Genomic DNA, 12,850 nt, shown 5'->3' on the forward strand with positions numbered 1-12,850 from the left:
TCTTTGGTTGAAGTTCCCGTTTTTTTATTCCTTTTTTCCTTCCTTTGAGTAATCTATTCCTCGAACTGTTTCAAGGCTAATGTCTCTCCGTCCCATTCGATATAGGAAAAATACTGCATCCAGTCCCCCGCAATCAGGAGCCGGGAGGTACGGGTCAGCATCAGGTCGAGCATAATATGCCGGTGTCCGAAGATGAAGAAGTTGATATCAGGATGCGTTTTTAAGTACTCTTTGGCGAAAACGACCAGGTATTCGGAAGCCTCTCCCTGATATTCGGGAAGGCCGGCCTTCTCCAGGCCGCTTTTACGGCTGTCGAGCGACCAATCCAAAGCGAAACCGAAGGTCCAGCGGGGATGAATACCCGCATAAAGCCATTGGCAGAATTTATTTCGGAACAGGGCTCGCAGGAAACGGAAAGCCCGGCTGCGGTAATCCACCTCGTCGCCATGCGCCAGGAAGAAACGTTTCCCCAGCAAGTCGACGGTCAGAGGCCCCTGGTGGATCTCCGCCCCTACTTCTTTCCGGAGATAATCGAACATCCAGATGTCATGATTCCCGATAAAGAGATGGATTGCGATACCCTCGTCCGACAATTCCGCCAGTTTTCCCAGGAAACGTACATGCCCCTTGGGCACGACATATTTGTACTCATACCAATAATCGAACATATCTCCGAGGAAATAGACGGCTTTCGCATCTTTTTTCACCCGGTCGAGCCAACGGACCAATTTCTTTTCATTGCCCAGGGGATCTTTTAGATAGCGGGATCCCAAGTGGGCATCCGACGCAAAGTATATCTTGGTTCGAAGTAAGTCCATGCCTGAAAAGAGGTGTTAAAGAAACCCGAGTTCCATTTTTGCCTCCTCACTCATCATCTCCTTGTCCCAAGCAGGATCAAAGACTAAATTAATATCTACCTCTTTCACGCCTTCCACCGCCTCGACTTTCATGCGCACGTCCTCCAGGATGAAATCGGCAGCCGGGCAAGCGGGCGCCGTCAGCGTCATATCAATATGGACGACTTGCCGGTCATCCACTTCTATTTTATAGATCAATCCCAAATCGTATATATTTATGGGTATTTCCGGATCGTAAACCGTCTTCAAGACAGTGACGATCTTTTCTTCCGTTTGTAAGAATTCGTTCTCCATCATTTTACTGTTTTGCCTACAAATATATACATTATTCCCGTTATTCCTCCAACCGCCCTTCATCGGCATAGCTATAGTAACTCCCGTCGCATAAGATCAGATGATCCAGGAGCCGGATGTCAATCAGCTCGGCAGCCTTGTTCAGCCGGTGTGTCAGTAGATCGTCCTGCCGGCTGGGCTTCGTGTTTCCGGACGGATGGTTATGGCAAAGGAGGATGCCGGAGGCAAGGGCGTGGATGGCCGCCTTGAGTATGATCCGCAGGTCAACGGAAGTTTCACTGGTTCCGCCCTGGCTGATTTTAGTCCGTTCGATCACCTTGCCCGAACGGTTCAACAATGCTATCCAGAGTTCTTCATGCGGCAGGTCGCAAAGCAAAGGATAGAACAAATCGTAGACTTCCCGGCTGCTGCGCACGATGCGCTGTTGCAAGGGCCCGCAGTCGTTCCGCCGCTTCCCGAGCTCCAGAGCCGCCACGATACTGATGGCTTTGGCTACACCTATTCCACGGAACGAAGCCGTCAGTTCCTTGGCCGACACCTTACTCAGGGCGTTCAGATTGTTGTCTACCGAGTTTAGGATACGCTGGGATAACTCTACAGCCGTTTCATTAAGGTTGCCCGACCCAATCAGGATCGCCAGCAGTTCAGCGTTGCTCAGGGAATTGATTCCTTTCAGCAACATTTTTTCACGGGGACGGTCTTCCTTCGACCACTCTTTAATTTTCATAGTTATTAGATCCGGTTTGGGAAAAATGGACAAAGGCAGCCTTTATGGACCGCCTTTATTTTTTAAATCCTGAATAAAAAATCTTTGCTTAACGGACGCGTCCTACATAGGAACCGTCTTCAGTATTGATCTCGATGATCTCTCCTTCGTTGATGAAGAGGGGAACGCGAACTTCGGCGCCGGTCTCCACCGTTGCAGGCTTCAGTGTATTCGTTGCCGTATCCCCCTTGACTCCCGGCTCCGTATAAGTAATAGCCAATTGTACTTTCACGGGCATATCCGCAAAAAGAACCGTCTCTGTGGAAGCGTCGGAAACCACGTCTACGATTTCTCCCTCTTTCATGAAGTCAACGCCGTTGATTAGTCCTTTGTCGATAATGACGTCATCATATGTTTCCTGGTTCATGAAATGATAGTGTTCGCCTTCCTTGTAAGTGTATTGGTAAGGACGACGTTCCACGCGCACGTCTTCCAGCTTTTCACCGATGTTGAAGCGACGCTCAATAACATTGCCTTTTACAACATCTTTCAGCTTGGTGCGCATGATCGTGTTTCCTTTTCCCGGTTTTACGTGAAGGAATTCGACGCAGAAATATAATTTGCCGTCTAAACGGATACATGTCCCGTTTTTAATGTCCTGAGAATTTATCATACTTTATTTTATTTGATATTTTATTAGTCTGAAGATAATTCCGAGGACAAAAGTAGTATATTTCAGGCATAGAAACAACAGATTTTCCTTCTTTTATATAGAAAACGATTGCATATCAACCCGGTATGCCATGAAACGGACAAAGTAAAGGCAATAAAACCAGCCTGTCACATCTCTGTCCCGGCGTCGTGAATGGCGCAAGGGAAAACAGAATTTACATGTTGGCTTTTGAGTTCTTCAACGTACTGTTTTTATTCACTTTGCATTGACTCTATAATTTTCACCGGCCATACGAAGATCTTTTGCTGGCCATACGAAAATCTTTTGCCGGCCAGTGAAAGATCTTTTGCCGGTCGGCAAAAATCAGTTGCAACTGCCCGTTATAACAAAAAGACACTGCCGCCGCAATGTTTTGCCACGACCTTGGCATGAAAAAGAATTGCAGATTAAATCCGGGAGAAAAGAAGATTGATTATCGGAATAAGCAGGGCGGTCATTACCCCCATCAGACCGATGGCCAAACCACTTAAAGCGCCTTCCACAGCACCGATCTGGATTGCGGCTGCCGTACCTACCCCATGGGAAGAGGCGCCTAAGGCCAGCCCTTTCGCTATATGGCTTTCAATGCCCAGCACCTTCATCACGAAAGGCCCCACAATACTACCGAAAATTCCAACGGCTACGACGATCACGGCCGTTAATGAAGGAATGCCTCCGGACTTTTCGGATATGCCCATTGCAATGGGAGTCGTCACCGATTTCGGTTCCAGAGTGGCGATCAGGATATCATCCGCTCCCATGATTTTACCGATGCAAACCACGCTCACAATGCCGATCACGGACCCGACCAGGACGGAAGTCAAGATGGATATCACATTCCCTTTCAAGTATTTCATCTGGTCGTACAGCACATATCCCAAAGCCACAACCGAAGGACCCAGCATGAAATGAATAAGAAAACTATTCTCAAAATAATCCTTGTAAGGGACCTCCAGCATCATCAACACAACGATCAGCATGAAGATGGAAGTCAGCAGGGGATGCAACAAACTCAGATGGGTTTTCTTATACAACTTCAATGCGACCAAGTAAGTACCCAAGGTTAGGGTAAGGGCAAATATTTCGGATTGAAATAAAGAATGGTTCATAACTGCCTGTCTTTCCTTAATCTCTCCCAGTGTTCCTGTACCAGTGCAACACTCGCAATCACCATAATGGTGCTGGCCATGCAAATGGTGAGAATAACGACCCAATGCTTGGATAGAAGGCCGAACATATTCATCAGCCCGACTCCGGCCGGAAGAAAGAAAAAGCCCATATTCTGGGTCAGGAGATTGGCTACGCGTTTCACCTTATCCGGATGAACTAATTTAAAAGCCAATGACAAAAATAACAGAATCATGCCAATTACACTCCCCGGAACAATCCCGTAGGTAAAGTAACTGATTACTTCTCCCATAAAGTAGAAGAAAAGTACATAAAATACTTGCGACAACATTTTTTTTACCTTTAAAACCAAGGCAAAGATAAAAGAGAATCCCGACATTCATGTTTTAAAACATATTTATCGCGCAGCATTTAAATATATTTAAACATTTACCCTAAAGCCGCCTTCATCAACAACGTTGAAATAGTCATATATATCAACATGCCTATGATATCGTTCGTGATCGTAATAAACGGCCCGGTTGCCAACGCAGGGTCTATCCGGAAGCGGTTCAGCGTCATCGGAACCAAAGTTCCGAAGATACTGGCGAAGACCACGACTGCAAACAAGCTGAGCGATACGGAGGCAGTCACTACGGGATCTCCCAAGGTGAAGAAATTATAGACGAAGACCACCATACTGATGATGCTGGCGTTGATTAAAGAAACGACTGATTCCTTGAGCACCTGCGTAAACGACTTATTCTGCTTGAACGAGTTATTGGCGATGCCTTGCACCACAATTGCCGAAGATTGGATGCCTACGTTCCCCCCCGTTCCGCCGATCAGAGGAATAAACAGCGCCATTTTCGGATTACTTGCAAATCCGGCTTCGAATCCGCCCAGGATGACTGAATTGGTAATCCCGCCGATCATTCCTATCAGCAACCAAGGCAAACGGGCAACCGTTTGCTCGAAAACATTATCCGACGTCTCCACATCCTGCGAAATACCGGATGCCAACTGGTAATCCCTTTCGTGTTGTTCGCGGATTTCATCCATCACGTCATCGATCGTGATGCGCCCGATCAGCCGGCCGATACTGTCGATAACCGGCAGGGCTACCAAGTCGTATTTCTCGATCCGTTGGCCTACCTCCTCGATACTTTCACTGTCCCGTACGGCGATCGGGTCTTTTTGCATCACATGCTGGATTTTGGAAACGGAAGGGGAAGTGATCATTTTCTTCAAAGGCAAGACACCCTTCAGCCGTTCGTCGTCATCCACTACATAAACATAGTAGATTTCGTCCATCTCTTCCGCCTGCTTACGCATCTCATCGATGCATTGGGGCATACTCCAGTTTTCGTTCACAACGATCATTTCCGTCCCCATCAAACCTCCGGCGGTATCTTCATCATATTTCAGCAAGTCGACAATATCGCCGGCCTGCTCGACATCTTCGATGTGGGAAAGGATCTCTTCCTGCGTATCCTCGTCCAATTCACGCATCAGGTCTACCGCATCGTCAGTTTCCATATTGTCGACAAACTGCCGGGCGATCACTTCGGTCGGAAGTTCCTTCAGCAACTTATGCCGTTCTTCCTCTTCCAGTTCCATCAGTACGTCGGCCGCCTTTTCTCCGTCCATCAACAGATAGAGATAAATGGCCTCGTCGAGATTCAGTTCTTTATACAGTTCGGCTATATCTGCCGGATACAGGTCTTTTATGATCGCAATTGCCTGCTTGTCATCCTTCTCCTCAATGACTTTCTTCAGGGTTTCTACATATTCCTTTGTCAATTGAATCATCCGGTTCTTTTCTTTTAATCAACGGAACCTGGCGGACAGGCAGCGTTGAGGTTTTGACTCGTAATTAGCGTAAGTTCTATAAATTGTTCAACCGATAGCTGCTCGGGGCGCTTATCAAAGATCGGTAAAGGGTAATCCGGGCAGTCTTTTCCTAAGATCGGCTTCATGGAATTCCGCAAGGTCTTTCGGCGTTGGTTGAAGGAAGTCTTCACCACTTGCTTGAACAAGCTTTCGTCACAACCCAGCTCCGTCCGCTTGTTACGGGTCATGCGGATCACGGCGCTCTTCACCTTCGGTGGAGGATCAAAGGCATTTTCATTCACCGTAAAGAGATATTCGATATCGTACCAGGCCTGGAGCAGGACGCTGATAATACCGTATGCTTTCTTCCCCGGTCCGGAGGCCAGCCGTTCGCCTACTTCCTTCTGAACCATTCCGGAACAGCAAGGCACTTGGTCTTTATAAGTCAGTACTCTGAAAAAGATCTGGCTGGAGATGTTGTAGGGATAATTGCCGATCACACAGAAAGGGCCGGCATAAAGCTTGTGGAGGTCGAGTCGTAAAAAATCATCCGCGATGATTCTCCCGTCCAATTCGGAATAATGCTGTTCCAGGTAATCGACCGAATCCAGATCGAGTTCCACTACAGCAAGGTCGTGCCCGGCCTGCAACAGATACTTGGTCAATACACCCATTCCCGGCCCGACTTCCAATACGGGAGTTCCTTTATACTCTACGAGGGTGTCGGCAATCCGACGAGCAATCTCCTGATCCTTCAGAAAATGCTGTCCCAATCCTTTTTTAGGTCTTACGAATCTCACCGGCGTCTCAATTATGATTTATGTAAATAATCTCTATCTTTGCAGATGGACAAAAATACAATAAAAATTTAAGTACTCTATAATAAATGAATTTTAAGAAGCTTCTCCACACCGTACTAAAGATAGTGCTACCCTTAGCATTCGGCTGTCTGCTCCTTTGGTTCCTTTATCGAAAAGTCAATTTGGACGAGTTGCTGCGAGTGATCCAGAAGGGAGTCCGTTATGATATCATTCTTTTCTCCCTCTTATTCGGATTGGGAGGTAATATCGTCCGGGGCCTTCGCTGGAGCCTGTTGATCGAATCCCTCGGGGAAAAATTTAAAAAGAAAAATGCCGTATTGGCCGTGGTAGGGAATTATGCAGTCAATCTGATTTTGCCCCGGGTAGGAGAAGTCTGGCGCTGCGGCGTCTTGACAAAATACGATAAGATATCTTTCCCGAAACTTTTCGGGACACTGCTCATCGACCGTGTATGCGACACCATTATGGTCGGACTGACCACTCTCCTTGTCTTTACGTTCAATATCGGGTTTTTCACCCGTTTTTTTGCGGATAACCCGAGCCTGTTAATGGGATTTCATTCTTTTTTCCACTCGGTATGGACTTACGTCTTATTTACGGGTACAATCCTGCTGACGTGGATTGCCTTTACCTATTGGACGCATTTGTTCCTGATCCGAAAAGCAAAAGAGGTATTGGCCAGCATCTGGGGCGGTATGAAAAGCATCTGGCTGATGAAGAATAAAATGCATTTCCTCCTGCTGACCCTCCTGCTCTGGCTCGGATATTTCTGTTTCTTCTATATCACGTTCTATGCGTTCGACTTCACCCATGACCTGGGCATCCGAGTCGGGCTGATCGGATTTACGATGAGCAGCATTGCAGTCGCCGTCCCGGTACAAGGAGGAATCGGCCCCTGGCATTTCATGGTCATCGCCACCCTGGTTTGTTTTGGTGTCAACCGAACGGACGCTGCCGCCTTTGCATTGATTGTATGGACCATACAAACAGTCTGGATAGCCTTGGTTGGAACTGCTGCCATTGTCCTTTTACCTTTAGTAAATAAAAAGACATCGGCGGCCGCATCAAAATAATTCGTATCTTTCGGCAAAAGAAAGAAGATATTCATCTTAAAATTACTTCTATGTCAGCAGAAATTAAAACACTCGTCCCCCAACCCGTATGGGGATATTTCTATGATTTAACGCAAATTCCACGCCCTACAGGCCAAATGAAGGCTGTAACACAATACCTGATTGACTTCGGCCGGGAATTAGGCTTGGAAACGAAACAGGACGAGGCCGGAAACATACTCATCTCCAAACCGGCTACCCCCGGACGGGAAGACCGCAAGACCGTAACCCTGCAATCCCACCTGGATATGGTTCCCCAGAAGAATTCAACAGTTGCACACGATTTCCCCAAAGATCCGATCGATGCCTATATTGACGGCGACTGGGTAACTGCACGCGATACGACATTGGGAGCCGACGACGGAATCGGCGTTGCCCTCGCCTTGGCTGCCCTGGCCGATACAACCTTGCAGCACGGTCCTTTGGAGGCGCTTTTTACCGTCGATGAGGAAGTTGGAATGGACGGCGCTTTCGGGCTGAAACCCGGATTCCTCAAAGGAGATTTCCTCCTGAACTGCGATTCGGAAGAGGAAGGCGAATTGTTTGTCGGTTGCGCCGGAGGCGCAGATCTGAATATTTCTTTCCAATATAAGGAAGGGACGCCTCCCATCGAAGGCGATGCGGCGGTAAAAGTAAGCCTGACCGGCCTGAAAGGTGGACACTCCGGCGTAGACATCCATCTCGGACGGGCTAATGCCAACAAACTGCTGTTCCGCTTCCTGAAAGAAATTGTACGCGACTACGGCGCACGTCTCTCTTTCGTCGAAGGCGGTTCATTGCGCAATGCCATTCCACGCGAAGCATTCGCCATCATCACCTTGCCGGCGGACGAAGTGGAAGCCATTTGGGAATTGGTTGCCGATTACCAGGATCTATATCGCAATGAATATGCCGGTATTGAAGAAGGCATCACCTTTACCGCAGAACCGGTCGACCTGCCTGCCTCTTTGATCCCGGAAGAGATTCAAGACGACTTGATCAATGCTATTGAGGGTTGCCAGAACGGAGTCATAAGCTATCTGAACGATTTCCCGGGAACTGTCGAGACCTCATCCAACCTGGCGCTCGTAAAGGGCGGGGACGGATTGATCGACATAAAAATACTCGCCCGGAGTTCTTCCGACAGTCGAAAAGAAGCCATCTGCTCCAGCCTGGAAAGCGTTTTCTCACTGGCCGGGGCCAAAGTCGAATATGGCGGCTCCTATGGCGGCTGGCAACCGAATATCCATTCGGAGATCCTTCAGATCATGCAAAAAAGTTATCAGCAACTGTATGGGAAGACTCCTTCGGTCAAAGTCATGCACGCCGGCCTGGAATGTGGCATCATTCAAGAATCCTACCCGAAAATGGAAATGATCTCTTTCGGTCCGAATCTGAAACATCCCCATTCTCCGGATGAGGCGGTCGAAATCCGATCGGTCGGAAAAGTCTGGAATTTAATCAAGACAACTTTGGAAAACATCTAAAAACAGAGATCTTTTTCACAGGTAACTTTGCAATAGAATATCCTTGTTACTGAAATAAAAACATCTACCTTTGCGGCTGGATTCTAAGGTAACAAATTTTAAGGTAAAATAAATGAAAAAAGCATTTGCGTTCCAGCCGAAGCTTTTCCAAATGTTGCATGGTTACACCAGAGAGCGCTTTATGGGCGATCTCATGGCGGGAATTATTGTCGGGATTGTGGCTCTCCCTTTGGCCATCGCATTCGGAATCGCGTCCGGCGTCAGTCCGGAAAAAGGGTTAATCACTGCCATTATAGGCGGTTTTATCGTTTCTTTCCTTGGTGGAAGTTCGGTCCAAATCGGAGGACCTACCGGAGCTTTCATCGTCATTGTCTACGGTATCATCCAAAATTTCGGTATCGAAGGATTGGCGATTGCCACGGTTATCGCCGGTATTATGTTGATCCTGATGGGTGCGCTGAAGCTGGGAACGATCATCAAGTTCATTCCTTATCCGATTGTCGTAGGATTTACCAGCGGTATAGCACTCACCATCTTTACTACCCAGATCAAAGACCTCTTCGGACTGCAGATCGGAAAGATGCCGGCGGATTTCCTTTCCAAATGGGGAGTCTATTTCGATCATTTCTCCTCGCTTTCCGGTTGGGTGTTACTAATCGGGCTGATCAGCATCCTGATTATTATCCTGACACCGAAAATATCCAAAAAGATACCCGGATCATTAATCGCCATCGTGGTCGTTACACTAATTGTCTACTTCCTTCGCTCGTATTTCGGGATCTCCGGCATCGAGACGATCGGGGACCGTTTTACGATCAACGCTTCTATCCCCCAACCGGAAGCGATCTCCATCAATATGGAGACCATCAATCTATTGCTTCCTTCGGCTTTTACAATTGCCATCCTGGGGGCGATCGAATCGCTGCTTTCCGCCACGGTTGCCGATGGGGTAACGGGCGACAGGCATAATTCGAATACGGAACTGATTGCGCAGGGAGCGGCAAATATCGTCGTCCCGCTATTCGGAGGTATCCCGGTGACCGGCGCCATTGCCCGAACCATGACCAATATCAATAACGGGGGACGGACTCCCGTAGCCGGATTGATACATGCGGTCGTTCTACTATTGATCCTTCTTTTCCTCGGCCCTCTGACCAAACATATTCCCATGGCCTGCCTCGCCGGCGTACTGGTAGTCGTATCCTATAACATGAGCGAATGGCGTACCTTCCTGCGCCTGATGAAAGGGACGAAAAGCGATACGGCCGTCCTGCTGACGACGTTCCTGCTGACCGTCATCTTCGATCTGACGATCGCCATCGAAATCGGCCTCCTGATGGCCATGCTTCTATTCATGCGCCGGGTAGCGGAAACAACGCATGTCTCCATTACAACTGAAAAACTCGATTTAACGCAAGAGGGAGAATTTCCGTATGATATGGAAATACTTTCCATCCCTAAAGACGTGGAGGTTTATGAAATAGACGGCCCGTTCTTCTTCGGCGTCGCAAGTAAATTCGATGAGGCTATGAAAGTGGTGGCGGATAATCCGAGGGTACGGATCATCCGGATGCGGAAAGTTCCATTTATGGATTCTACCGGACTGCATAACCTGGAGAATTTATATTATCTCTCTAAAAACGAAAACATCGCCTTTGTTCTTTCCGGCGTGAATGAAAACGTACGGGCCCTGATCATCAAATGCGGACTGGCCGACAAAATCGGAGAAAAAAATATTTGCAGTAACATCAACGAAGCATTGGCAAGAGCTGCGGAGATTTAATCTCCACAGCTCTTTTGCTTCTTATTCTTCCGTAATAACCGAAAACTCGGCAATTCCGGCGCGCGGGGCGTTATCCACCACGTTTTTCACAACCAGGCGGACGATTTTCCCCCTAACCGGGGCAAAACGAACCTCCTGCTCGATCGGATTGTTCCTTATGTTCGAAAACTCCCCGACAGAGACTTCCTTCCGATCAACAAACAAATCATAATGAGAAATATGCCCTCCCGCATCACGACGTTGATTGGGCGTATAACGGAAACCGGAGATCTGTTCCGGTTCATCCAGTTCAATAACCAGTTCCCGGCTTCCTTCCGGCAGGTGATAAGCGGTATATCCATTGTCGTCGAAAAGAATTGGGTTGGATGCCAACTCTTTGGGGATAATTACATTATAAGAAGAGGCAGGCAGGTCGAATTTCCGGGTAGCCACTGGCCCCCAACGGTCGAAGGTCGGATCATAAGCGGCCGCCTTCACTATCCCCCTCCGGGCAAACGGGAAACCGCCTTTATAAACAGCGGCCTGCTTCGTAGGATCCGCTCCGTCGAGCGTATAATAAACGATCGAATTGGCATCTCCGGGCCGGATCGTAACCGTATCTCCCGGATTACGGCGGATAAGCGGTTCCGTCATTAATACCGGTGCCAGATATGCCTCAATATTATTGATGCAAAGAGGCCCGCGGGCATCGAGGAAATGAATCCTCAGCTTTTGCGCCTTTACCGTCTGGAAGCGGACGATCCGCTTGTAACCGATGGTGGTGGTCGAGTCGACCGATTCGACCGGAGCCCAGCCTTTTCCGGTTTCTGCTTCGACACTGAACTTACGTACCCGCTGTCCTAAGGGGATATATTCCTGCATAAGCAGGCGGTTCACCTCCGTAGGTCGGGAAAAGGTAAAGGTCAACGAAGCGGAGGTTACTCCGTCTTCGGTCGCCCAATAGGTATCCCAGCTCGGATCCACTACATTGGCTGCCTTATATTGGTATCCCCGGGTATGGCTTGCTTTCACTTTCGCATTCTTCAGCAGGTTCACCTTCAAATCATTCCGGATCGTCTGATACCATTCTACCACGCGGATAGAGTCGGAAGGACTGATCCGCCCATCCAGGGCAACCGGAAAGTTCAGCAGGAAATTGGCATTATGTCCGACGCTGCAATAATACAAATCGACCAACTGCGCCAAAGTCTTCACCTGATGATCCTCGCGGTGGTGATAAAACCATCCCGGACGAATCGACACGTCGCATTCGGCCCCAAGCCATTGCGGAGCGTTCTCATCTCCCCATTGGCTCTGCCGGTATACATACCCCAAGGCCGGTTCCGGCCAGAACATACTCCACTGGGTATCTCCGGCCCATCCTTCTTCATTGCCGATCCATCGGATGTCCGGTACCGTTCCGCCGAAAATCATAGCAGTAGGATGTAACTCTTTGATCAATTTGCGGGCGTCTTCGTAACGATAATATGTCTTCGAATCGATCGAACGTTTCTCTTTTGCCCCGCCATACCAGCCGTCCCCTCCGTTGGCTCCGTCGAACCAGTATTCGAAGATCGGGCCGTAATTCGACAATAGCTCGCGCATCTGCGCATGGAACTTGTCTACATAACCCGGAGTCCCGTAATTGGCGCTGTTCCGATCCCAGGGGGACAAATAGATACCGAATTTCAGCCCGTATTTCTTGCAGGCCTCCGAAAGATCACGTACGACATCCCCCTTCCCCTCTTTCCAGGGAGTATTCCTGACACTGTATTCCGTCGTTTTTGTCGGCCATAGGCAGAATCCGTCGTGGTGTTTGGCCGTAAGGATCACTCCTTTCAACCCGGCCGCTTTTATCGTCCGCACCCATTGATCACAGTCCAGATTCGTAGGATTGAATGTTTCCGCCGGGGTATCACCGTATCCCCATTCCAAATCGTTAAAAGTATTCAGCCCGAAATGTACGAAAGCGTATGTTTCCAATTTATGCCATGCCACCTGATCCGGCGTAGGCACCGGCAAGACCAGCGCGGGCGGCGGAACGAACGATTGGCAAGCCGAAAAAAGGAAAAAGCAGAGCCCTAGGCTCAAAAAAGGATTTCTATTGTTCATCGCGTTTAGTTTTGAAACAGCTCAAAAATACAAAAAGGAGAGTAAAAAAACAGATTGACAAATAAGAT

General features: G+C 48.5%; 12 protein-coding genes. 3 read left to right on the plus strand and 9 right to left on the minus strand.

Annotated elements, in window-relative coordinates; genetic code table 11:
* Positions 1-53: 53 nt before the first annotated feature.
* The 8 genes from BQ8014_RS00705 to rsmA all read right to left on the minus strand — a co-directional run bounded on the left by BQ8014_RS00705 (position 54) and on the right by rsmA (position 6,309).
* Complete coding sequence (locus tag BQ8014_RS00705; RefSeq protein ID WP_080902669.1) at positions 54-818, minus strand: UDP-2,3-diacylglucosamine diphosphatase; 765 nt, start codon at positions 816-818, stop codon at positions 54-56.
* A gap of 15 nt (positions 819-833) precedes the next feature.
* A complete protein-coding gene (locus BQ8014_RS00710) occupies positions 834-1,151 on the minus strand; it encodes a metal-sulfur cluster assembly factor (protein ID WP_087880527.1) in 318 nt (105 codons plus the stop codon).
* 40 nt (positions 1,152-1,191) lie between these two features.
* A complete protein-coding gene (radC, locus tag BQ8014_RS00715; RefSeq protein WP_080902671.1) occupies positions 1,192-1,878 on the minus strand; it encodes a RadC family protein in 687 nt (228 codons plus the stop codon).
* An 88-nt stretch (positions 1,879-1,966) separates the two neighbouring features.
* Positions 1,967-2,530: an elongation factor P gene (efp, locus tag BQ8014_RS00720; RefSeq protein ID WP_080902672.1), complete on the minus strand. Its 564-nt coding sequence runs from the start codon at positions 2,528-2,530 to the stop codon at positions 1,967-1,969.
* A 446-nt stretch (positions 2,531-2,976) separates the two neighbouring features.
* Positions 2,977-3,678: an LrgB family protein gene (locus BQ8014_RS00725; protein ID WP_080902673.1), complete on the minus strand. Its 702-nt coding sequence runs from the start codon at positions 3,676-3,678 to the stop codon at positions 2,977-2,979.
* Positions 3,675-4,028, minus strand: coding sequence for a CidA/LrgA family protein (locus BQ8014_RS00730; RefSeq protein WP_080905738.1), 354 nt, complete (start codon positions 4,026-4,028; stop codon positions 3,675-3,677). Before BQ8014_RS00730 ends, BQ8014_RS00725 begins: the two co-directional genes overlap by 4 nt.
* Before the next feature lie 98 nt (positions 4,029-4,126).
* A complete protein-coding gene (gene mgtE, locus BQ8014_RS00735; protein ID WP_080902674.1) occupies positions 4,127-5,488 on the minus strand; it encodes a magnesium transporter in 1,362 nt (453 codons plus the stop codon).
* A gap of 14 nt (positions 5,489-5,502) precedes the next feature.
* Positions 5,503-6,309: a 16S rRNA (adenine(1518)-N(6)/adenine(1519)-N(6))-dimethyltransferase RsmA gene (gene rsmA / locus BQ8014_RS00740; RefSeq protein WP_080902675.1), complete on the minus strand. Its 807-nt coding sequence runs from the start codon at positions 6,307-6,309 to the stop codon at positions 5,503-5,505.
* A gap of 86 nt (positions 6,310-6,395) precedes the next feature.
* On the opposite strand from rsmA, the gene BQ8014_RS00745 reads away from it, so the two are divergent.
* From BQ8014_RS00745 to BQ8014_RS00755, 3 genes are all read left to right on the plus strand, one after another.
* Positions 6,396-7,403, plus strand: coding sequence for a lysylphosphatidylglycerol synthase transmembrane domain-containing protein (locus tag BQ8014_RS00745; protein WP_080902676.1), 1,008 nt, complete (start codon positions 6,396-6,398; stop codon positions 7,401-7,403).
* Positions 7,404-7,453: 50 nt separating this feature from the next.
* Complete coding sequence (locus BQ8014_RS00750; RefSeq protein WP_080902677.1) at positions 7,454-8,908, plus strand: aminoacyl-histidine dipeptidase; 1,455 nt, start codon at positions 7,454-7,456, stop codon at positions 8,906-8,908.
* A gap of 112 nt (positions 8,909-9,020) precedes the next feature.
* Positions 9,021-10,691, plus strand: coding sequence for a SulP family inorganic anion transporter (locus tag BQ8014_RS00755; RefSeq protein ID WP_080902678.1), 1,671 nt, complete (start codon positions 9,021-9,023; stop codon positions 10,689-10,691).
* Positions 10,692-10,712: 21 nt separating this feature from the next.
* Here the strand turns inward: BQ8014_RS00755 and BQ8014_RS00760 are convergent, their stop codons facing one another.
* Positions 10,713-12,782: an alpha-L-fucosidase gene (locus tag BQ8014_RS00760; RefSeq protein ID WP_080902679.1), complete on the minus strand. Its 2,070-nt coding sequence runs from the start codon at positions 12,780-12,782 to the stop codon at positions 10,713-10,715.
* Positions 12,783-12,850: the final 68 nt, after the last annotated feature.

The sequence above is a fragment of the Parabacteroides sp. Marseille-P3160 genome (genome assembly GCF_900162725.1).
Lineage (GTDB): Bacteria > Bacteroidota > Bacteroidia > Bacteroidales > Tannerellaceae > Marseille-P3160.

Bases quoted from the DNA above. Each gene is read 5' to 3' on its own strand.
- BQ8014_RS00730 (WP_080905738.1), bottom strand. From the start codon at position 4,028: ATGTTGTCGCAAGTATTTTATGTACTTTTCTTCTACTTTATGGGAGAA.
- BQ8014_RS00750 (WP_080902677.1), top strand. From the start codon at position 7,454: ATGTCAGCAGAAATTAAAACACTCGTCCCCCAACCCGTATGGGGATAT.
- BQ8014_RS00745 (WP_080902676.1), top strand. From the start codon at position 6,396: ATGAATTTTAAGAAGCTTCTCCACACCGTACTAAAGATAGTGCTACCC.
- mgtE (WP_080902674.1), bottom strand. From the start codon at position 5,488: ATGATTCAATTGACAAAGGAATATGTAGAAACCCTGAAGAAAGTCATT.
- efp (WP_080902672.1), bottom strand. From the start codon at position 2,530: ATGATAAATTCTCAGGACATTAAAAACGGGACATGTATCCGTTTAGAC.
- BQ8014_RS00710 (WP_087880527.1), bottom strand. From the start codon at position 1,151: ATGGAGAACGAATTCTTACAAACGGAAGAAAAGATCGTCACTGTCTTG.
- BQ8014_RS00755 (WP_080902678.1), top strand. From the start codon at position 9,021: ATGAAAAAAGCATTTGCGTTCCAGCCGAAGCTTTTCCAAATGTTGCAT.
- radC (WP_080902671.1), bottom strand. From the start codon at position 1,878: ATGAAAATTAAAGAGTGGTCGAAGGAAGACCGTCCCCGTGAAAAAATG.
- BQ8014_RS00705 (WP_080902669.1), bottom strand. From the start codon at position 818: ATGGACTTACTTCGAACCAAGATATACTTTGCGTCGGATGCCCACTTG.
- BQ8014_RS00725 (WP_080902673.1), bottom strand. From the start codon at position 3,678: ATGAACCATTCTTTATTTCAATCCGAAATATTTGCCCTTACCCTAACC.
- BQ8014_RS00760 (WP_080902679.1), bottom strand. From the start codon at position 12,782: ATGAACAATAGAAATCCTTTTTTGAGCCTAGGGCTCTGCTTTTTCCTT.